Source organism: Microbacterium phyllosphaerae (genome assembly GCF_017876435.1).
GTDB classification, from domain to species: Bacteria; Actinomycetota; Actinomycetes; order Actinomycetales; family Microbacteriaceae; genus Microbacterium; species Microbacterium phyllosphaerae.
Genome location: NZ_JAGIOA010000001.1, coordinates 1,224,758 through 1,245,813, shown reverse-complemented (window position 1 = coordinate 1,245,813; position 21,056 = coordinate 1,224,758). Strand labels below are relative to the sequence as shown.

At 69.2% G+C, this 21,056-nt stretch carries 17 protein-coding genes and 1 tRNA gene; 8 read left to right on the top strand and 10 right to left on the bottom strand.

Going from position 1 to position 21,056, the window contains the following annotated elements:
* Nucleotides 1-389 precede the first annotated feature (389 nt).
* From rhaS to JOF42_RS05815, 4 genes are read right to left on the bottom strand one after another with little or no spacing between them, the layout of a single operon-like run.
* Complete coding sequence (gene rhaS, locus JOF42_RS05830; RefSeq protein WP_210096999.1) at nucleotides 390-1,433, bottom strand: rhamnose ABC transporter substrate-binding protein; 1,044 nt, start codon at nucleotides 1,431-1,433, stop codon at nucleotides 390-392.
* Between the two features lie 55 nt (nucleotides 1,434-1,488).
* Complete coding sequence (locus tag JOF42_RS05825) at nucleotides 1,489-2,541, bottom strand: ABC transporter permease (protein WP_210096998.1); 1,053 nt, start codon at nucleotides 2,539-2,541, stop codon at nucleotides 1,489-1,491.
* Nucleotides 2,538-3,569 carry an ABC transporter permease gene (locus JOF42_RS05820; protein WP_210096997.1) on the bottom strand — a complete coding sequence of 344 codons (1,032 nt, stop codon included), beginning with the start codon at nucleotides 3,567-3,569 and terminating at the stop codon, nucleotides 2,538-2,540. Before JOF42_RS05820 ends, JOF42_RS05825 begins: the two co-directional genes overlap by 4 nt.
* The gene (locus tag JOF42_RS05815) at nucleotides 3,566-5,095 is read right to left on the bottom strand and encodes a sugar ABC transporter ATP-binding protein (RefSeq protein WP_210096996.1); all 1,530 of its coding nucleotides are present in this window, start codon (nucleotides 5,093-5,095) and stop codon (nucleotides 3,566-3,568) included. The genes JOF42_RS05820 and JOF42_RS05815 overlap by 4 nt, the downstream gene beginning before the upstream one ends.
* 150 nt (nucleotides 5,096-5,245) lie before the next feature.
* On the opposite strand from JOF42_RS05815, the gene JOF42_RS05810 reads away from it, so the two are divergent.
* Nucleotides 5,246-6,253, top strand: a complete 1,008-nt coding sequence (locus JOF42_RS05810; protein ID WP_210096995.1) for a LacI family DNA-binding transcriptional regulator — start codon at nucleotides 5,246-5,248, stop codon at nucleotides 6,251-6,253.
* Nucleotides 6,254-6,396: 143 nt separating this feature from the next.
* On the opposite strand, the gene JOF42_RS05805 is transcribed toward JOF42_RS05810, so the two are convergent.
* Nucleotides 6,397-7,440, bottom strand: coding sequence for a M24 family metallopeptidase (locus JOF42_RS05805; protein ID WP_245340732.1), 1,044 nt, complete (start codon nucleotides 7,438-7,440; stop codon nucleotides 6,397-6,399).
* A 74-nt stretch (nucleotides 7,441-7,514) separates the two neighbouring features.
* On the opposite strand from JOF42_RS05805, the gene JOF42_RS05800 reads away from it, so the two are divergent.
* The 6 genes from JOF42_RS05800 (at nucleotide 7,515) to JOF42_RS05775 (ending at nucleotide 14,348) form a co-directional block, all read left to right on the top strand.
* Entirely contained in the window at nucleotides 7,515-8,519 is a 1,005-nt protein-coding gene (locus tag JOF42_RS05800) for a LacI family DNA-binding transcriptional regulator (protein ID WP_210096994.1), read from the top strand.
* Between the two features lie 86 nt (nucleotides 8,520-8,605).
* Nucleotides 8,606-9,931, top strand: coding sequence for a Gfo/Idh/MocA family protein (locus JOF42_RS05795; protein WP_210096993.1), 1,326 nt, complete (start codon nucleotides 8,606-8,608; stop codon nucleotides 9,929-9,931).
* Complete coding sequence (locus JOF42_RS05790; RefSeq protein ID WP_210099092.1) at nucleotides 9,928-10,866, top strand: NAD-dependent epimerase/dehydratase family protein; 939 nt, start codon at nucleotides 9,928-9,930, stop codon at nucleotides 10,864-10,866. The genes JOF42_RS05795 and JOF42_RS05790 overlap by 4 nt, the downstream gene beginning before the upstream one ends.
* A 10-nt stretch (nucleotides 10,867-10,876) precedes the next feature.
* Entirely contained in the window at nucleotides 10,877-11,776 is a 900-nt protein-coding gene (locus tag JOF42_RS05785; RefSeq protein ID WP_210096992.1) for a 5-dehydro-4-deoxyglucarate dehydratase, read from the top strand.
* Nucleotides 11,773-12,909: a mandelate racemase/muconate lactonizing enzyme family protein gene (locus tag JOF42_RS05780; RefSeq protein WP_307803553.1), complete on the top strand. Its 1,137-nt coding sequence runs from the start codon at nucleotides 11,773-11,775 to the stop codon at nucleotides 12,907-12,909. The genes JOF42_RS05785 and JOF42_RS05780 overlap by 4 nt, the downstream gene beginning before the upstream one ends.
* Nucleotides 12,906-14,348: an aldehyde dehydrogenase (NADP(+)) gene (locus tag JOF42_RS05775; protein WP_210096991.1), complete on the top strand. Its 1,443-nt coding sequence runs from the start codon at nucleotides 12,906-12,908 to the stop codon at nucleotides 14,346-14,348. Before JOF42_RS05780 ends, JOF42_RS05775 begins: the two co-directional genes overlap by 4 nt.
* An 86-nt stretch (nucleotides 14,349-14,434) precedes the next feature.
* Here the strand turns inward: JOF42_RS05775 and JOF42_RS05770 are convergent, their stop codons facing one another.
* Nucleotides 14,435-16,723, bottom strand: a complete 2,289-nt coding sequence (locus JOF42_RS05770) for a glycoside hydrolase family 3 C-terminal domain-containing protein (protein WP_210096990.1) — start codon at nucleotides 16,721-16,723, stop codon at nucleotides 14,435-14,437.
* 93 nt (nucleotides 16,724-16,816) lie between these two features.
* Here JOF42_RS05770 and JOF42_RS05765 point away from each other — a divergent pair, with 93 nt between their 5' ends.
* On the top strand, nucleotides 16,817-17,428 hold the full coding sequence (locus JOF42_RS05765; RefSeq protein WP_210096989.1) for a TetR/AcrR family transcriptional regulator: 612 nt from the start codon (nucleotides 16,817-16,819) through the stop codon (nucleotides 17,426-17,428).
* A 59-nt stretch (nucleotides 17,429-17,487) separates the two neighbouring features.
* On the opposite strand, the gene JOF42_RS05760 is transcribed toward JOF42_RS05765, so the two are convergent.
* The 4 genes from JOF42_RS05760 to serS all read right to left on the bottom strand — a co-directional run bounded on the left by JOF42_RS05760 (nucleotide 17,488) and on the right by serS (nucleotide 21,006).
* On the bottom strand, nucleotides 17,488-18,726 hold the full coding sequence (locus JOF42_RS05760; RefSeq protein WP_210096988.1) for an LCP family protein: 1,239 nt from the start codon (nucleotides 18,724-18,726) through the stop codon (nucleotides 17,488-17,490).
* 51 nt (nucleotides 18,727-18,777) lie between these two features.
* Nucleotides 18,778-18,862: transfer RNA gene (locus JOF42_RS05755), tRNA-Ser, on the bottom strand.
* Nucleotides 18,863-18,904: 42 nt separating this feature from the next.
* Nucleotides 18,905-19,726 carry an HAD family hydrolase gene (locus JOF42_RS05750; RefSeq protein WP_210096987.1) on the bottom strand — a complete coding sequence of 274 codons (822 nt, stop codon included), beginning with the start codon at nucleotides 19,724-19,726 and terminating at the stop codon, nucleotides 18,905-18,907.
* Nucleotides 19,723-21,006 (bottom strand): serine--tRNA ligase, encoded by a 1,284-nt coding sequence (serS, locus tag JOF42_RS05745; RefSeq protein ID WP_210096986.1) that lies wholly within the window; start codon nucleotides 21,004-21,006, stop codon nucleotides 19,723-19,725. The genes JOF42_RS05750 and serS overlap by 4 nt, the downstream gene beginning before the upstream one ends.
* Nucleotides 21,007-21,056: the final 50 nt, after the last annotated feature.

Here is a 21,056-nt window from a genome sequence, read left to right as displayed (position 1 = left end):
TACAGTTGGCTGCCCGGATCACGGATGGATGCCGAGAACACCCTTTCTCGGCATCCATCCGTACTTTCGGCAGCCATGTGTATCAGGCATGCCGCCCCGAGCGGGATCTACGCCCCGCGGGACGGATGCAGCGGCGGACGTCCGTCGATCGGGTTGCCCTCGACCCGCGCGGACCCGCCTCTGCTCTCGGGTGACTGACACCACAGTGCACAGGTGGCTGCCCGGATCACGAATGGATGCCGAGAACACCCTTTCTCGGCATCCATCCGTACCTTCGGCATGCAGGTGTGTCGCTCGGGACACGCGCAGGACGGGCGGAGAGCTGCGGCCTGCCCCCGGACACACGAAAGGGGCGCCGGGCCGAAGCCCGACGCCCCTCATGAGGTGACTCAGAAGTCGAAGTCGCCGATGTTGTCCGCGTTGAACTCGAACGGGTCGCCGAGAAGGACGACGCCGTCGGCGCCGACGGTGTACTCGCCCAGGTCTCCGGCGTCGAAGGTGTCGCCCTCTTCACCGGTGATGTCTCCCGCGATCAGCGCCTTGGCAGCGAATGCCGCCAGGTAGCCGAGGTCGGCCGGGTTCCACAGCGCGAACGCGGTGACGGTGCCGTCCTCGACGTACTCGCGCATCTGGTTCGGCGTGCCGAGACCCGTGATCGCGACCTTGCCCTTGTAGTCCGAGGTCGACACGTAGCGTGCCGCAGCGGCGATGCCGACCGTGGTGGGCGAGATGATGCCCTTCAGGTTCGGGTGGCTCTGCAGCAGGGCTGCGGTCTTGTCGAACGACGTCTGGTCGTCGTCGTCACCGTAGACGGTCTCGACGATCGTGATGTCGGGGTACTCGCTGGCGACGTACTCCTTCATCAGGTCGATCCAGGCGTTCTGGTTGGTCGCGTTGGCGGATGCCGACAGGATCGCGACCTCGCCCGCGCCACCGATCTGGTCGGCGATCAGGTCGACCTGCACCTTGGCGATGCCCTCGGAGTCGGCCTGGTTGATGAACAGGTCGCGGCACTCGGGGTTCGTGTCGGAGTCGAAGGTGACGACCTTGACGCCGGCGTCGCGCGCCTCGTTCAGCGCGTCGCAGATCGCCTTCGGGTCGTTGGCCGAGACGACCAGCGCGCCGACGGCCTGCTGCGTCGCGGTGTTGATGTAGCTGACCTGCGCGTCAGGGGTGGCCTCTGCCGGACCGACCTCGGCGAACGTGCCGCCGAACTCGTCGACGGCCTTCTTGCCGCCCTCGCTCGAGGTGTCGAAGTACGGGTTGCCGAGGTTCTTCGGCAGGAACGTGATCGCGAAGTTGTCGGACCCGCCGTCGCCCTCCGAGCCGGAGCCGCCGGAGCCGCCGCTGGTGTCGGCGCAGCCGGTCAGCACGAGCGCTGCGGCCACGGCGACCGCCGCGAACGCAGCGATCTTCTTACGTGCAAACGTCATTGTTCTTCCTTTCGTGATGATCACCGCAGGCGGATGCCGGCGATGAGAGGCTGCCTCATGGTGCGGGGGAGGCTGCGACGCGGAGCGGCGGACCGGCCTTCGCACGGGCGCGCTGCGCCCAGGCGAGGACGCTGGCTGCGACGACCGAGAAGATCAGCAGACCGCCGGTGATGATGTTGATGACGTCGGAGGTGACGCCGGCGAGGCGCAGGCTGCTGCCCAGGACCCCGATCAGGAGCACGGCGGCGACGACGCCGTGCAGGTGCCCTCGTCCGCCGAAGACGGAGACCCCGCCGAGCACGACGGCCGCGATCACCTGCAGCTCGAGCCCGGTGGCGTTGTCGCCTCGGGCGCTCCCGAAGCGCAGCGTGTAGAAGATGCCGGCGAAGGCTGCGACCACGCCCGAGAGCACGAACAGGATGAACTTCGTGCGCTCGACGTTGACTCCCGAGAAGCGGGCGGCGTCCTTCGAGAGTCCGATCGCGAACACCCCACGGCCGAACGGCGTGAAGTGCAGCAGCACGACGAACAGGACGAGCAGGATCAGGAACGGGATCACGATGTACGGGATCGTCGTGCCGGCGATCTTCGCCTTCGCGAGCGCCGTCCAGGTCTCGGGGAAGTCGGTCACGGCGGTGGTGCCAAGCAGTCCGACCGCGAGACCGCGGAAGAGCGCGAGGGTACCGATCGTCACGGCGAGCGACGGCAGACCGACGATCGTGACGAGGAACCCGTTGAACGCGCCGCCGACCACACCGACGAGCAGAGCCGCGAGGGCCGCGACCTCGAACGGCGCACCGGATTCGGTGAGCACGCCCGTGACGACGCTCGCGAGCCCGACCATCGAGCCGACCGACAGGTCGATCTCACCGGTGATCATGACGAGCGTCATCGGCAGGGCGATGAGCAGGATCGGCGCGACGTCGAGCAGCAGGTAGTTGGCCGTGATCGGCTGTGCGAAGCCGCGGATCGACACTGCGGCGACGATCGTCACGAGCACCAGCAGGGCGATGATCGCGAACTCGCGGTTGACGAACACGCGCCGCCAGAGCGGGCGGTCGTAGTCGCGGATGACGCGGGTGGACGAGGTGGTCGTCGTCGTTGTCATGATTCGTCCCTTGCCTCGATGAGCTGGCGTCTCTGCCGCACGGCGAGCACGCGGTCGAGCACGATGGCCCCGATGATGAGCACGCCGACGACGGCGCGCTGCCAGAAGTCGGGGATGCCGAGGATCGGCAGCGCGCGGTTGATGGTCATCAGGAGCATCGCGCCGATGGCCGCTCCCCAGACCGTGCCGACGCCGCCGGTGATCGCGATGCCGCCGATGACGGCCGCGCCGACCGCATCCAGCTCCCATCCGGAGCCGGCCTGCGAGCTGATCGACCCGTACCGCGCGGCGTAGAACACACCGGCGAGGCCGGCGAGCGCACCCGAGAGGATGAACGCCGACAGCACGCGGCGGGTGACCTTGAGTCCGTAGAGCTCGGCGGCCGAGGGGTCGGATCCGATCGCGTAGTACTCGCGGCCGCCGCGGGTGTTTCGCAGGTACCAGGCGGCGAGCGCGAGGACGATGACCGCGATGATCGACAGCACGGGGATGAACAGGATCTGCTGCGTGCCGAGCCCCAGGAAGTCCTTGGGCATGTCGGAGGCGTTGATGCGGTCGCTGCCCGTCCACAGCACGTTGATGCCGCGGTAGGCATACAGCGTGCCGAGCGTGATCACCATCGCCGGCACCTTCGCGAACGCGACCAGCGCGCCGTTCACGAGGCCGAGGAAGGCGCCGAGCAGCACGGCCGCGATCACGACGACGACGATCGGGATGCCGGGGACGTCGACGAACAGCCGCCCGGTCAGATACGCCGTCAGGCCCATCACCGACCCCACCGAGAGGTCGACGTTGCGCGTGATGATCACGATCGCCTGGCCGACCGCCACGAGCATGAGGATCGAGGGGGTCAGCAGCAGGTCGCGCCAGCCGTCGGCGCTGAACAGGAAGGCCGGGTTCTTCACGGTGGCGGCGATCACGACGAGCACGAGGGCGGCGAGGATCCCGAACTCGCGCGCGCGACCGATGCCGCCCGGCTTCTTCGCGATCGCCGGAGCGGCGGCCGCGGGGGCTGTGGTGAGGCTCATGAGTGCTGCTCCGATGAGTGAGTGGCGGCGAACATGACGTTCTCGCTGGTGGCGTCGTCGCGGGAGATCTCGGCGGTGATGCGGCCTTCGCGCATCACGAGCACGCGGTCGGCCATGCCGAGGACCTCGGGGAGCTCCGACGAGATCATCAGGATCCCCATGCCCTCTCCCGCGAGCTGCGAGAGAAGGCGGTGCACCTCGGACTTCGTGCCGACGTCGATGCCGCGGGTCGGCTCGTCGATGATCAGGACACGCGGGTCGGTGGCGAGCCACTTCGCGAGGACGACCTTCTGCTGGTTTCCGCCGGAGAGGGTGGATGAGACGGTGTCGAGCGCGTGGGTCTTCACCTCGAGGCGCGACGCCCACTCGCGGGCCGCGCGGTTCTCGATGCCGCTCGTGATCAGGCCCCACTTCGACAGACGACGACGGATCGCCAGCGTGATGTTGCCGCCGACGCTGGCGTCGATGACGAGCCCCTGCTTGCGGCGGTCCTCCGGCACGAGAGCCAGTCCGCTGCGCATCGCGGCGGTGGGGTTGCGGCGCGCGACGGCTGCGCCGAGCATCCGCACCTCGCCCTGGCCGTACGGGTCGACGCCGAAGACGGCGCGGGCGACCTCGGAGCGACCGGCTCCGACGAGTCCGGCGAGCGCGACGATCTCTCCCGCTCGCACCGTGAAGGAGATGTCGTGGAAGACTCCGGGGCTGGTCAGCCCCTGCACTTCGAGCAGCGGTTCGCCGAGCGCGGCCTCCTGCTTGGGGAAGAGCTCGGTGACGTCACGGCCCACCATCTGGCGGACGAGGTCGTCGACGGTCGTCTCGGCGATCGACGTGGTGTCGATGTAGGCGCCGTCGCGCATGACCGTGACGGTGTCGCACAGATCGAACACCTCGTCGAAGCGGTGCGAGATGAACAGGATCGCCCTGCCCTCGTCGCGCAGGCTCCGGGCGACGGTGAACAGGCGATCGACCTCGACACCGCTGAGCGCCGCCGTCGGCTCGTCCATGATCAGAACGCTGGCGTCGAGCGAGATGGCCTTGGCGATCTCGATGATCTGCTGGTCGGCGATCGACAGCCCCTCGGTGATGCGGTCCGGGTCGAGCGCGACACCGAGGCGGCGGAAGATCTGGTCGACCTCGGTGCGCATGGCCTTGCGGTCGATGCGTCCGAGGAAGCCTGTGGGCTGGCGACCCATGAAGATGTTCTCGGTGACCGAGAGGTCGGGGAACAGCGTGGGCTCCTGGTAGATGACCGCGATGCCCGCGGCCTTCGACTGGGCGGTGCTGGTGAAGTCGACGTCTTCGCCGTGCAGGCGGAAGTCGCCCGAGTCGCGGCGGTACAGACCCGCCATGATCTTGACGAGCGTCGACTTGCCTGCGCCGTTCTCGCCGATGAGGGCGTGGATCGACCCCGAGCGGAGTGTGAGGCTGCCCGAGCGGAGGGCGACGACGGGTCCGAAGGACTTGACGACCCGATGAAGCTCGAGAGCGGTGGGGGGAGCGCTGCGGGCGGAGGCTGCGTCTACCACTGGCTTTCCTCTCCGTTGAGGGGGATGATGATCGGAATGAACTTTACCTGAATCGATTCAAGCTCGTTTCAGGCTAGTGTATGTGATGCCGGTCGCAGGTCAACCCCTGATGCCGAAGCGTGATCCGCCCGACGACGAGAGGACAGCCGAATGCCCGTCAGCATCCGCGATGTCGCCGTCCGTGCGGGCGTCTCCGTGGGCACGGTCTCGAATGTCCTGAACCGTCCGGACGAGGTCTCCAGCGACTCGGTCGAACGGGTCACCCAGGCGATCGAAGAGCTCGGCTACGTGCGCAACGACGCGGCGCGCAAACTGCGCGCCGGGGTGAGTACGACCGTCGGATTCGTGGTGCTCGACGGACAGAACCCGTTCTACAACGACGTCGTGCGCGGCGCGGAGGACGAGGCATCGAGCCACGGCATCGCGATCCTCTACGGCAACACCGACGACGACCCTTCCCGCGAGAAGGTCTACCTCGACCTGTTCCGTGAGCAGCAGGTGCGCGGTCTGCTCATCGCCCCGTACGGCGATGTCATGACGCAGCTGCGCAAGTTCCGCGCGAGCGGTATCGCGACCGTGCTGGTCGACCGGTTCAGCGCCGACAGCGGGTTCTCGTCGGTCTCGGTCGACAGCGTCGCCGGTGGCCGGTTGGCGGTCGAGCACCTGATCGAGGGCGGGCGTCGGCGCATCGCCTTCGTCGGCGGCCCCTTCGACATGCGTCAGGTCACCGACCGCCTCGCCGGAGCCCGCGCCGCAGCCGAGAACGCGGCGGTGCACGTCGAGCTCGAAGTCGTGCCGACCTCGGCGATGACCGTGGAGGAGGGTGTCGCCGCCGGCGCGAGACTGCTCACCCGGCCTCGTCGCGAGTGGCCGGATGCCCTCTTCGCCGCCAACGATCTGCTGGCACTGGGACTCCTGCAATCCCTGGTCTCGGGCGGACGCGTGCTGGTGCCCGACGAGATCGCGCTGATCGGCTTCGACGACAATCCGTTCGCCGCCGCGGCCGCCGTGCCGCTGTCATCGATCCGCCAGCCCAGCCGCATGATCGGGCGCACGGCGTTGCGGATCGTGCTCGAAGAGGCGGCCGATCCCGAGAGCATCCCCCGGCAGACCGTATTCCCGCCCGAGCTGATCGTGCGGCGCTCGACCGGCGGCTGATGCAGGCCGTCTTCTCCGGCCGACCTCGGCAGCTCACGCACAGCTGCATGCCGAGAACACAGATGCATGCCGAGAGCGGCGATCCCGGCATGCATTCGTGATCTGAGCCTGCATCTGGGCCCGGTCGCTCGCTGCTGCGCGGATCAGACCCCGTACGCCCGTGCGACCGGGCGTCGCAGCCCCGCGTACTCGACCGACGGCCAGCGCTCGTCGACCGTGAGCACCTCCCAGCCCGCCGAGGTGCGCAGCATGGTGTCCTCGACCTTGACCCCGGGCGCGGTCGGGTTCCAGGCGAACGCCTGATCCTCGACGAGCAGATCGGTCGTGGATGCCGTGGCGCGGGGGTCGCGTCCGGCGTAGCCGGTCGGCCCACCCTGGTGATGCCGCTGCCACTCGTCGACGTCGAACCCGAAGCGGGCGTATGCCGCCGTGCCGGCTGCGAAGGCGTCATCGAGGTGAGCGCCGGGAACGGAGGCGTCGAGGAATGCGCGCTCGACTCCGAGGATCGGCTCCTCATCGACGGATGCGCCGACCCATCGTGTCGCGTTGGCGATGAGCCCGTCACGGCGACCGCAGACGACGATCATCGCGCGATCGCCCAGAACACCGGCGGTCGGAAGCGGATGCCGGTACGCACCGCGACCGGCGCCCGAGACGAGCACGACGAGCGGATCAATGCCCCGGGCGATGAGCTCGGCAGCGGCGACGGCCGCGACCGCACGCTCGCTCTCGTCGGGCCCGACCCGGCTGAGCACATCGGTCAGGGTCTCGGCCGTCTCACGCCCCAGCGACCGATATCTCGCAGTCTCGGCCGGGAGCATCCGGGCCCTCGCCGCACGCAGCCGAGGCGCCGCCTGCGATTCCGACACCGCTGCCTCTTCGGCGGCGGCCGCTGCCGGGGGGATCCACCAGGGCACACGGACGATGCGCTCGGCATCCTCGGGCAGCAGCTCCTCGGCGATCATCCGGTCGGCCTCGTTGTCGGCGACGAAGAGAACGTCCCCGCGCTCCTCCGCCCGCACCGCGAGCACCGGCGGGCCCGCGAGCGACACGTGCGTGTGCACGCCGTCGAGGTACCACGACACGGCCTCGTGCGAGGCGAGCACGAGTGGGCTGCCATCGAACTGACGGCGCACTCGGGCGACGCGCTCCTGCTTCTCGATACGGTCCTCGGATGCTCCGACCATGCGACTCTCCCCTGCAAAACGTTTTCTCGTAGTATGACGACAGCCGCGACCGATCGCGGAACGAAGGGATGCTGATGGCACGCGAATCGTCACGCCCGGGCATCACCGACGTCGCGAGACTCGCCGGTGTCTCGCTGTCGACCGTGTCCCGCGCGATGAACGGCAACCCGACCGTCGACCCCGCTCTCGCCGAGCGCGTGCTGGCCGCCGCCGCCGAACTCGGATACACCGCCAACCCTGTGGCCCGCAGCCTCGTACTCGGCCGCACGCAGACCGTCGCCGTCGTCATTCCCGACCTCGAGAACCCGACGTTCCAGGCGATCCTACGCGGACTCAGCCGCGCAGCCACCACCGACGGCTATCACGTGCTCATCGCCGATTCGCGCGAAGACCTCGACGAAGAGCACGCCCTCGCCAGGGCCACCAGGCTGCGTACCGATGGGGTGATCCTCTGCGCACCGCGCATGCCCGAAGAGGAACTGGCGACGCTTCTTCCCGCACTCTCCCCCGCCGTCGTGATCAACCGGGGTCCGCAGGTCAGCACTCCCGTCGTCGGCGCCGACTACGGGTCGGGCATGCGCGAGATCGTCGACCACCTCACCTCGCTCGGTCACCGTCGTCTGGTGTATCTCGCCGGCGCGACCCGCAGCGTGACACACAGAGCTCGACAGGAGGCGATCGCCGCAGCGGTCTCGAGAACAGCGGGACTCGACGTCGAGGAGATCAGCGCCGGGGTCGATTTCGACAGCGGCACCGCGGTGGCCGACCAGGTGCTCGCGAGCGGAGCCACGGCGGTCATCGCCTACAACGACCTCGTGGCGATGGGCCTGCTCTCCGCGCTCACGGTGCGGAGGGTCGACGTGCCGGAGCGTCTCTCGATCACGGGCTTCGACGACATCCCGTTCGCCGCCTACACCTCGCCGCCGCTCACGACGGCAGCCGTTCCCGCGGTCGAGATCGGCGCGGCCGCGTGGTCGGCGATGCACGCTCAGCTCACGGGCGGCGAGCCCACTCCGGCTCTTACCCTGACCCCGAGCCTGGTCGTGCGCGGAAGCACCGCCGCCCCGCACGACGTCTGAGCAGAGCTCGACAGGTCGCACGGCATCCACCCCTGTGTTATCGTCGAGAAAACGTTTCCTGAGTTCGAGATCAAAGAGGGATCACGATGACGAAGACCCGCTACGCCCTCGCCGGAGCCGGAGCCCGCGCCCAGATGTACATCGAGGGGATCCTCGGCGCCCACCGTGATCGCGCCGAGCTCGTGGCGATCGTCGAACCGAACCCGGTGCGCGCCGCGCACTACGCCGACCGCATCGCCGAGGTCGGGGCGCCCGCTCCCCGGCTCGCGACGCCGGACGAGCTCGAGCAGGTGATCCGCGACGAGCGCGTCGACCGGGTCATCATCTGCTCCCGCGACGACCTGCACGCCGAACTGATCGTCCGGTCGCTCGAGGCGGACGCCGATGTCGTGGTCGAGAAGCCGCTCACCATCGATGCGGCGAGCGCAGCCCGCATCGAGGACGCGGTCGAGCGCACGGGCCGTCAGGTCGTCCTGACCTTCAACTATCGCTACTCGCCGCGCAACAGCGCGCTGCGCCAGGTGATCCAGGACGGCACGATCGGTCAGGTCACCTCGGTGGACTTCTCGTGGATGCTCGACACCAACCACGGCGCCGACTACTTCCGCCGCTGGCACCGTGAGAAGCAGAATTCGGGCGGACTGCTCGTGCACAAGTCGAGTCATCACTTCGATCTGGTGAACTGGTGGATCCGCTCGCAGCCGACCCGTGTCTTCGCCTCGGGCGGTCTGCGCTTCTACGGTGCCGACAACGCCGCCGCCCGCGGCCTGGGCGAGCGCCCGGCCCGCGGCACCCACGACGGCGGCGACCTCTTCGAACTCGACCTCCGCACCGACGAGCGCCTCGCCGCGCTCTACCTCGACGCCGAGGAGCATGACGGATACCGGCGCGACCTCGACGTGTTCAGCGAGGGGATCACGATCGAGGACAACCTCGCACTCGTGGTGGACTACGCCTCGGGTGCGACCATGTCGTACTCGTTGAACGCGCACTCTCCGTGGGAGGGCTATCGGGTTGCGGTCAACGGCACGCTCGGCCGGGTCGAGCTCGAGGTCGTCGAGCGGGGCGCCGTTCTCGCCGGCGAGGGCCTGCATCCGCACATCGACCCCAGCCTCTCGGGCAGCGACGGCACCACCTCCCTGCGCCCGGAGGGCGAGCGACTGATCGTGCAGCGGCACTGGGAAGAGGCCTACGAGGTCTCGATCGACGGCGGCGACGGCGGCCACGGCGGCGGCGACGAGCTGCTTCTCTCGGATGTCTTCGAGGGCCCTGGCGACGACCCGCTCGCACGCCCGGCCGACTGGACCGACGGCATCCGTTCGATCGCGGTCGGCATCGCCGGCAACCGTTCGCTCGAGACGGGCCTGCCGGTGAAGGTCTCGGAGCTCGGCATCGCGCTGCTGGAGCACTGATGAGGATCGTCGTCACCGGAGGGTCCGGCCGACTCGGGCGATCGCTGTCCGCGGGTCTCGCCGAGGCGGGGCACGAGATCGTCTCGATCGACCGAGAGCCCACCGACGACCTCGATCGCCCGGGAATCACCCAGTTCTCGCTCGATCTCACCGATGCGGATGCCACGGCATCGGCGCTCGCGGGCGCCTCAGCCGACGCGCTCATCCATCTCGCAGCGATCGCGGTGCCCTTCAGCGCGCCGGAGGACGTCATCCTGCGCACCAACGGCGCGCTCGCGCAGTCGGTGCTCGGCGGAGCGGTCCGCGCCGGCATCCACCGCGTGGTCGCCGCCTCCAGTCCGACCGTGATCGGCTACGGCGCTCCGCGCGGATGGACGCCCGAGCGGCTGCCCCTCGACGAGACTTCGCCCGCCGAGCCGTGGAACGCCTATGCCCTGTCGAAGCTGCTCATCGAGCAGACCATCGACATGCTGCGACGCCAGACCGGCGACGACGTGCGCTTCGCGTCCTTCCGCCCCTGCTATGTGATCGCCCCGGAAGAGTGGGCCGGAGCTCCGACGCAGCAGGGCCACACCGTGCTCGAGCGACTCGACGACCCGGCACTGTCGGCTCCCGCTCTGTTCAACTACGTCGACGCCCGGGACGTCGCCGGCTTCGCCGACACCCTGCTCGCCGCTCTCGACGACATCCCGAACGGTGAGGTCTTCTTCGTCGGCGCCGACGACGCGCTCGCCCGTCGTCCTCTGAGCGAGCTGCTCCCCCGCTTCCACCCCGGCACCGAGCACGCGGCTGCGGCATTGACCGGCAACACCCCCGCCTTCAGCTCCGCCAAGGCTGCGCACCTGCTGGGCTGGCGCCCGACCCGCAGCTGGCGGACGGAGCTCGACCCCGCCGCCGCGTCCGTCACCGCACCCGCCACCGCATCCGTCTCCTGAAAGGCTCGACATGGACTTCGATGGAATCCTCTTCTTCCCGGTGACCCCGTTCGCCCCGGACGGCACGATCGACCATGGGCTGCTCGCCGCCCATGTCGCGACCGGCGTCGAGGCCGGAGCCGGCGGGGTGTTCCCCGCGTGCGGCACGGGCGAGTTCCACGCCCTGTCGGCGAGCGAAGCCGCCGCGGTCACCCGCACGGCTGTCACCGCTGTGGCCGGACGCGTGCCCGTCATCGCCGGCGCCGGTGGCCCGCTCGGCCACGCGATCGAGGTGGCGACGGCCGCAGCCGATGCCGGCGCCGACGGACTTCTCGTGCTGCCGCCCTATCTCGTCGGCGGCACGCAGGCGGGGCTCGCCGCCTATGTCGAGCAGATCGTCGAGGCAGCGAGCCTGCCCGTGATCATCTACCACCGCGGCAGTGCGCAGTACTCGGTCGAGACGGTGCGCCGGCTGGTCGCCAATCCGAAGGTCGTGGGCTTCAAAGACGGCACCGGCGACATCGGCGCGACGCAGCTGATCGTCCGCGCCGTCGCCGAGGAGGGCCGCTCGGACTTCGCGTTCTTCAACGGTCTCCTCACGGCCGAGCTCACCCAGGGGGCGTATCGCGGCATCGGCGTGCCCCTGTATTCCTCGGCCGCCTTCGCGATGGCGCCTGACATCGCCGACGCCTACTACCGGGCCTATGCGGACGGTGACGAAGCGCGGCGCCTCGCTCTGCTCGACGGCTTCTATCGACCTCTCGTCGAGCTGCGCGACGAGACCCCGGGGTTCGGGGTCTCCCTCATCAAAGCGGGCCTGCGGCTCTCGGGCCTCGCGGTCGGGTCGGTCCGCGCACCGCTCGTCGACCCGACTCCCGCGCAGGAGGCACGCCTCGCCGAGATCCTCGCGGCAGGACGCGCACTGCTGTGACCACGATCCGGAGTCTGACGACGCGTCTGCAGCGGGTGTCGTTGACGCGCCCGTGGGCTGCCGATGTCACCTCCGTCGGCGTCATCGCGACGCACGTCGTCCGCTCCGACGGAGCCGAGGGCTGGGGCTTCTCGTGGAGCCCGCAGATCGGGGCGCCTGCGGTGAACGCTCTGCTCGAACACGACATCGCACCGGCCGCAGTCGGGCGATCGGCAGTCCCCGGCGAAGCCTGGCAGGGGCTGTGGGAGCACCTGCATGAAGCCGGAGGCGGAGGGATCACGACCATCGCGCTCGCCGGACTCGATCTCGCGCTGTGGGACGCCGCGGCTCGGTCAGCCGGCGGCACGGTGTCCGGATCGATCGGCCGCCGCCGCGATCGCGTGCGCGCCTACGGCTCGGGGGTGAACCTGCACTATCCGCTCGATGACCTGCTCGCGCAGGTGCAGCGGTGGATCGATTCGGGGTTCGACGCCGTGAAGATCAAGGTCGGCAAGCCCGATCTCGCCGAGGACCTCGACCGCGTCGCCGCCGTCCGCGAGCTGTTGGGACCGGATCGATCGCTGATGATCGACGCGAACCAGCGGTGGGATCTCGACCGGGCGGCCATGTCGGTCGACGCGCTGTCGCGTTTCGACCTCGCCTGGATCGAGGAACCGCTGCGAGCCGACGACCTCGACGGCCACACGGAACTCGCACGACGCATCGATGTACCGATCGCGCTCGGCGAGAACCTGCACACCGTGCACCGCTTCGGCGACTTCCTGCGCTCGGGTGCGGCGCAGATCGTGCAGCCCAACATCGTGCGCGTGGGCGGCATCACCCCGTTCCTCCGCATCGCCGAACTGGCCGCATCGCACGGCGCCGCCCTGCACCCGCATCTGCTTCCCGAGCTCTCGGGACAACTCGCGCTGACTCTGCCCGACACCGCATCCGAGGTGCTCGTCGAAGATGTCGAGGACGCCGGGTTCGGCTCCCTCGGCGCCCTGGTCGACCCCGCGCCGGTGACGATCGCCGACGGCTGGCTCACCGAGAACGCGCATGACGGCCTCGGCATCCGGTTCGCCCCTCTGCTCACCGACGACCCCGCACGCATCGACGACCCCGCGTTCACCGCAGGAAAGGACCCCTCGTGACCACGTCTTCCGAAGATCTCGACGCGATCGTCCACGCGGCAGCCGCCGCCGCTCCGATCTGGCGTCGTTCATCGGCCGCGGATCGTGCGCGCTGGCTGCGTGCCGCCGCCGATGCGCTCGACGCGAACGTCACGGAGCTCGTCGCGATCGCCGACGAGGAGACCCGCCTGGGCGCCACCCGCCTGACCGGCGAGGTCGCCCGCACGAGCGGTCAACTGCGACTCTTCGCGACGGTCGTCGAGGAGGGCTCCTACCTCGAGCTCACGATCGATGACGCGGATGCCACGGCGACGCCGCCGCGACCCGAGCTGCGCCGCCTGCTCACCGCGCTGGGCCCGGTGGCGGTGTTCTCGGCCTCGAACTTCCCGTTCGCGTTCTCCGTCGCGGGAGGCGACACGGCCTCGGCCCTGGCCGCCGGCAACCCCGTCGTCGTGAAGGCGCACTCGGGCCATCCTCGCCTGTCGCTCCGCACGGCCGAGCTCGTGGCAGCCGCGCTCGAAGGCGCGGGAGCACCTGCCGGCTCGCTCGCACTCGTGGAGGGGCGAGAGGCAGGTAACGCGCTCGTGCAGCATCCGCTCATCCGCGCCGCAGGCTTCACGGGTTCGGTGTCGGGCGGACGCGCGCTGTTCGACCTCGCCTCCGGCCGCCCCGACCCCATCCCGTTCTACGGCGAGCTCGGCAGCATCAACCCGGTCGTGATCACCGAGGCCGCGGCCGCCGCGCGTGGGGAGTCGCTCGCTCAGGGGCTCGTCGGATCCTTCACGCTCGGCGTCGGTCAGTTCTGCACCAAGCCGGGCGTGGTCTTCGTACCGGCGGATTCCGGTTTCGAAGATGCCGTCGCGTCAGCCCTCCCCGCGACTGCGGGCGGCCCGCTGCTCACCGACCGCATCACCGAGGCGTTCCCGACCGGGCTCGCCCACCTCGAGGACGACACTTCGGTCTCGATCGTCGCGGAGGGTGCCGAGGTGGACGGGGTCCGCCCTGTCGCACTGCGCACGGACGCGCGTGCCGTCGCCGAGCGCCCGGAGGTGCTGCTCGAGGAGTGCTTCGGGCCGGTCACCCTCATCGTGCGCTACGACTCGCAGTCCGACCTGCACGCGGCACTCGCGACGGTTCCGGGCAGCCTCACCGCGACCCTGCACTCCGAGCCCGGCGAAGACTCCACCACGACCCTCGAATTGCTGCAGGAGCGTGCGGGACGCGTGCTCTTCGCCGGCTGGCCGACCGGGGTCGCCGTGACCTGGTCGCAGCAGCACGGCGGACCGTGGCCGGCGACCACATCGCTGCACACGTCCGTCGGCGCATCAGCGATCCGCCGCTTCCTGCGCCCGCTGGCATTCCAGGACGCGCCGGAGCCGCTGCTCCCTGAGGTGCTGCGCGACGATTCGCTCGCTCGCCTGCCGCACCGCCGCAACGGCGTGCTCGTACTCCCCGCCTGACCTCAGCCGAACGGAAGCACCCGGGCGAGATCGAAACGCCCTCCCCGTCGCGCGCCAGGGAGGGCGTTTCGGCATCCGGGTGCGAGTCAGCTCTGCGGCAGCACTCCCGCGTTCGCCCCGGCGAGCAGCTGCTCGATCTGCTCGTACGTCACGTCGACACCGGGGAAGCCGATGAGGCGTCCGATCGGGAACGACGCCATCATCTTCTCCATCGCCTCATCATTCGGCATCATCGATGCGGCCGATGAGTCGGCTCCGGTGAGGCCGTCCATCACGCCACCGAGCGCGGCCATCACGATCGGGCCCGCGACGGGATGCCCGACGACGTCGCCGATCGAGGAGTTCATGGTGAGGGGCAGTGAGACGGCGTCTCCCTCGACCTCGACCGTTGACGATGAGCGGATGTCGCGGCTCGATGCGGCGACCTCGACCGTGTACTCCCCGCCCTCGACGATGAACCGATCGACGCGGACGTCCCAGTAGGCGAGGTCCTCGCGGCGGACGACGAGCTCGACAGCGCGGGTCTCCCCTGCGGCCAGCGCCACGGACGAGAACGCCTTGAGCTCACGCGGTGCACGCTGCACGACGGAGCGCACCGGGGCGACGTACACCTGCACGACCTCGCGGCCGTCGCGCGCGCCCGTGTTGGTGACCTTGACGGTCACGGCGATGTCGCCGTCAGCTGTGACCGACACCGAGGCCTCCCCGTACGAGAACGTCGTGTACGACAGGCCGTGACCGAACGGGTAGGCGACCTCGAGGCCCTTCGCGTCGTACCACCGGTAGCCCACGAGAACGCCCTCGCCGTAGCGGACGTGACCGAACTCGCCGGGGAAGTTGCCGAACGAGGGGTTGTCCTCGATCCGCACGGGCACGGTCTCGGTGAGCTTGCCCGACGGGTTCACGGCGCCGTACAGCACGTCGGCGACGGCACCGCCGCCTGCCTGCCCCAGCAGCCAGGTCTCGACGATCGCGGGCACCCGGTCGGCGAAGGGCAGCGCCACGACGCCGCCGTTCGAGAGCACGACCACGGTCGTGGGGTTCGCCTGGATCACGGCGTCGAGCAGCGCGAGCTGGTCGGCGGGAAGGTCGATGTGCTCACGGTCGAAGCCCTCCGACTCCTCCGCGGCGGGAAGCCCGAGGAAGACGACGGCCACATCGGCTGCGGATGCCACGGCCACGGCCTCGTCGCGCAGGTCGTCGTCGGAGCGCCCGGATGCTGCGACGGCCCCGCCCGCGACCGCGAAGCCCGGTGCGTACGAGACGTCGTCGCCGGCGACGGCGCGCAGCTCGTCGAGCGTCCCGTCGACCCGGGTCGGGTTGATCAGAGACGAGCCCGCGCCCTGGAAGCGCGGTTCGGTGGCGAACGCTCCGATGACGGCGATCTTCTGTCCCTCACCGAGCGGAAGCACATCGCCGTCGTTCTTCAGCAGGACGATGGAACGGCCGGCGGCCTCTCGTGCGAGTGCGTGGTGCGCGTCGACGTCCAGCGGACCCGACACGGCCGGGCGCCGACCGGCCTTGCGCACCAGGTCGATCGCGCGGGCGGCCGCGGTGTCGAGCACGCTCTCGGCGAGCTCACCCGCGCGCACGGCGGCGACGAGCTGAGCATCCGTGCGGCCGCCTGACGAGGGCATCTCGAGGTCGAGTCCGGCGGCGACGCCGGCCACCCGGTCGTTCACCGCACCCCAGTCGGAGACCACGAGCCCGTCGAAGCCCCAGTCGTCGCGCAGCACCTGCGTGAGCAGCCACGGGTCCTCCGAGGTGTACACGCCGTTGAGACGGTTGTACGAGCACATGACGGTCCACGGTTGGGCGTCCGTGACGACGCGCTCGAAGCCGCGGAGGTAGATCTCGTGCAGCGGACGAGGGTCGACGTCGGAGCTCGCGCGCATCCGATCGAACTCCTGGTTGTTCGCCGCGAAGTGCTTGAGCGAGGAGCCGACTCCCCGCGACTGCACGCCGCGCACGGACGCCGCCCCGAGGATGCCCGACACGATGGGGTCCTCGGAGAAGTACTCGAAGTTGCGTCCGCACAGCGGCGAGCGCTTGATGTTGATGCCGGGGCCGAGCACGATCGCGACATCCTCGATGGCCGCCTCGACGCCGATGGCCGCGCCGACGCGCTCGATGATCTCCGGGTCGAAGGACGAGCCGATGCCGACGGCGGGCGGGAAGCAGGTGGCGGGGACACTGCTCGCGAGACCGAGGTGATCCGTGCGTCCGGACTGCTTGCGGAGGCCGTGCGGGCCGTCGGTCATCATGATCGACGGAAGGCCGACGCGATCGATCGACTTGGTCGTCCAGAAGTCCGCACCGCTCGTGAGCGATGCCTTCTCTTCGAGGGTGAGGTCGGATGCCGAGATCTCGGTCATGGTCTTCCTTTCGCAGGCGACGTCAATGTCTTGCGAAAACTATATGCGAGTAGGTATTGGATTTCAAACGTTGTTCAGGATTAGTCTCGAGAGATGGCACGACGAGGTTCATATGCGAAGGGCGTCGCCAGACGCGGAGAGATCCTCGAGAGCGCGCTCGATGTGATCGGCCGCAAGGGATACCAGAACGCGTCGCTCAAACAGATCGCCGAGGTCGTCGGGGTCACCCCGGCAGCGCTCCTGCACTACTTCGGGAGCAAGGAGGAGCTGTTCACCGAGGTGCTCCGCACCCGCGACGAGCACGACCTCGACACTCCGCAACCGGTGGATCCGGTCGACGCGAAAGCCGCGTTCGTCGACGTGATCCGCCGCAACGCCGAAGTCCCGGGCGTCGTCGAACTGTTCTCCCGCCTGGCTGTGGATGCCGTCGATCCGGAGCATCCCGCCCACCGCTACTTCCTCGATCGCAGCGAACGACTCCGGGAGAGCATCGCGGTCGCGTTCGAGCGCGACGAGCAGCGGCGCGCGACCCTCGACCCCGACACCATGGCCAGGGTGATCCAGGCCGTCTCCGACGGGCTCCAGCTGCAGTGGATGATCGACCCCACCGTCGACATGCCCGGCATCATCGAGTCGCTGATGGACGTGCTCTACCCGCCGTCGCCGCGAGCGACGCCACCGCCCGCGGCGACGCAGGAGGACTGAACGAGAGAACCGCCCTCTCCCGGCAGGGAAGGGGCGGTTCTCTGATCAGAATGCGCGAGTCAGTTCACGTTTCCGTTCGAGCAGGTCTGCTGCGCGGCCGAGTTGCCCTTGATCGTGTCGGGCAGCGCCACGACGTTGTCGGGCGTGGCCGCAGGGTCGGGGGTGGCCGTGCCGGCATCAGCGGGCGTGGGCTCGGTCACGACGACGCCGTCGCTCTCGGTGTTCTCGTGCGTGACCTGCAGCTGGGCGTTCGCGTTGATCGCGTCCCACATCTCCTGAGCCGCGGATTCGTTCGCCACGACCTTGTTGGGGTTCTCCGAATCGGATCCGGTCGGGTACTGCAGGAAGACGATGTCCTCGAAGGGAACCGACTTCACGGCCAGGGCGATCTGGACGATCTTCATCGGATCCGCGAGCGAGTTGCTGGCCTTCACGTTGCTGAGACCGGTGTTCGCGAGCTTCAGCATCATCGGGACGTTGCCGAGCGTCTCGCTGCTGATCAGCTTTCGCACGAGGCTCGACATGTACTGCTGCTGGTTGCCGATGCGCCCGAGGTCGCTGCCGTCTCCGACGCCGTGCCTGGTGCGGAGGAACTGCAGCGCCTCCAGGCCCTTGATCGTGTGCGTCCCCGCCGTCATGTTGAGGTTGGTGTACTTGTCCTTGATGCCGGTCGCGAGGCACACGTCGACGCCGCCGATCGCGTTGGTGATCTCGATCACGCCGCCGAAGGTCACGGACGCCGCGAACTGGATCTCCTGGCCGGTGAGCTCGGTGATCGTCTTGGCGACGCAGTTGAGGCCGCCGTCGGTGTAGGCGACGTTCAGGGGCTGCTTGCTCATGGCGGAGTGCACGTTGCCCTGGTCGTCTTCGCACTCCGGGATCGCGAGCATGAGGTCGCGGGGGAAGCTGACGACCGTGATGCGACGCGGCTCCTGCGAGACGTGCACGAGCAGGTTCACGTCGTTCAGGGTGCCCTCGGAGTCGCCGCCGTCGCACCGAGCACCGAAGTACTCCGCATACGCGTCTTCGCACGTGTCGACGCCGGTCAGCAGAAGGTTGAACCCTTCCTTGTACTCGCCGATGTTCGGCGGGAGCGCCTCTTCGCCCTCGAGCTCGACCGCGTTCGCCGTCACCGTGCTGGAGAGGTCGTAGACCACGTAGGCCGCGACGCTGACGCCGCTGACGAGCACGACGGCGAGACCGATCGCGATGAACATCAGCAGCTGGCCGAGCGGACGGGGAGTACGCAGCTGGCCATGTCGCGCGACGGTGCGACGGCGTCGGGTGCTAGGACTCACTCGGGGCCTTTCGGTCAGCGTGCGGTGCGGGGGACACCGTTCCCTGGAATGCGGAGGGTGTGGGATTCGAACCCACGAGACATCTCTGCCCACTGGTTTTCAAGACCAGCTCCATCGGCCGCTCGGACAACCCTCCCGACAGAACAATCTGCCGACAAGCCGTGAGTCTAGCCGAGTTCTATTCTCCCGCGCTGACCTGGGCAGGTGCTGGAAGCGTGTTCAGCGCTGTCGCCAGCCCGCCCTCCTCGACGTCCGCCGTCACCTCGCCGGCGGCTTCCTTGACCTCGTCGGGCGCCTGCCCCATCGCCACAGCACGACCGTCGATCCCGAGCGCCCACCCGAACATGCCGATGTCGTTGCGACCGTCTCCGGCGACGAGCACCTGGCCCCGCTCGAACCCCAGCTCGGTGCGCACGCGCTCCAGGGCCGTCCCCTTGTCGACGCCCTGCGGCGCGATGTCGAGCCACGCCGTCCAGCCGATCGCGTACGAGACCTCATTGAGTCCTGCGTCGGCGACGAGTCGGTGGAAGTCGTCCTCGTCGTGACCGGGAGAGACGACCACGATGCGCGAGACCGGCTCGGCCGCGAGTTCCTCGAAGCTCACCTGCCGGCCCGCGTCGAGCGTCCAGTCGTCCATGTGCTCGGTGTAGAGCCGCTGGCCCGACCCGAGCTCCACCATGTACCGCGCCTCGGGCAGTCGCTCGCGCAGCAGCGCGAGAACGGGCGCGGGGTCGAAGACCTCGATGTGCCACCGCTCCCACTCGTCACCGACACGCCGCATCGTCACGGCACCGTTCGAGCACACGACGTACTCCGCCGTCAGGCCGAGCATCTCCACATATCGACGCGTCGCCATCCAGCTGCGTCCGGTGGCGATGGTCACCTCGTGCCCGGCGTCACGCAGCCGAGCGACGGCTTCAGGCACCCCGGGGCTCATCGTCTCGTCCTGCAGCAGGATCGTGCCGTCGACGTCGAGGCCGACGAGCCAGGGAGCGGTCATGCCTCGGGCTCCAGGACCTCGAGTCCGCCCAGGTAGGGCCGCAGCACCTCGGGCACCCGCACGGAACCGTCGGCCTGCTGGTGCGTCTCGAGCAGCGCGACGATCCATCGGGTGGTCGCGAGGGTGCCGTTGAGCGTGGCCACCGGCTGCGTCTTCGCGGTCTGACCGTCCTGCGCCTCCGGCCGGTGGCGGATGTCGAGGCGGCGTGCCTGGTACGTGGTGCAGTTCGACGTGGAGGTCAGCTCACGGAAGGCACCCTGCGTGGGGACCCACGCCTCGATGTCGTACTTGCGTGCGGCGCTCGACCCGAGGTCGCCCGCGGCGACGTCGATGACGCGGTACGCGAGGCCGAGCGAAGTCAGCATCTCCTCCTGCAGTGCGACGAGACGCAGGTGCTCCGCCTCGGCATCCTCGGGGTTCGTGTAGACGAACATCTCGAGCTTGTTGAACTGGTGCACCCGGATGATGCCGCGGGTGTCCTTGCCGTGCGAACCCGCCTCGCGCCGGTAGCACGTCGACCAGCCGGCGTAGCGCAGCGCGCCCTTTCCGAGGTCGAGGATCTCGTCCTTGTGGTACCCGGCGAGCGCGACCTCGCTGGTGCCGACCAGGTAGAGATCGTCATCCTTGTCGAGGTGGTAGACCTCGTCGGCGTGCTCACCGAGGAAGCCGGTTCCCTGCATGATCTCCGGTCGCACCAGGGTGGGCGTGATCAGCGGCACGAAGCCGTTCTGCAGAGCCTTGTCGAGCGCGAGGTTCATGAGGGCGATCTCGAGGCGCGCCCCGATGCCGCGCAGGAAGTAGAAGCGGGCACCCGAGACCTTCGCGCCGCGCTCCATGTCGATCGCGCCGAGGATCTCGCCGAGTTCGAGGTGATCGCGCGGTTCGAAATCGAAGGCCGGCACGTCTCCGACGCGGCGGAGCTCGACGAAGTCCGCCTCACCGCCGGCGGGGACGCCGTCGACGACGACGTTCTCGATGCGGGCGAGCGCGGCGGATGCCGCCTCTGACGCCTCGTTCGCGGCCTGCTGTGCCTGCTTGACGCGCTCGGCGAGGTTCTTCACCTGCGCGACGAGCGCGGCCTTCTCCTCTTTGGGGGCCTTCGCGACCTGCTTGCCGAACGCGTTCTGCTCGGCACGCAGCTCTTCGAATGCGGAGAGTGCCGCTCGGCGCGATCGGTCGGCCTCGAGTGCGATGTCGACGGTGCCCTGGTCGTTGCCACGGGCGGCCTGAGAACGGCGGACGATCTCCGGGTTTTCGCGGAGGAGTGCGAGGTCGATCATCCACCAAGTCTATGGTGCGTGCCGGGCGCGTCCGCCGCGGCCGGCACGGC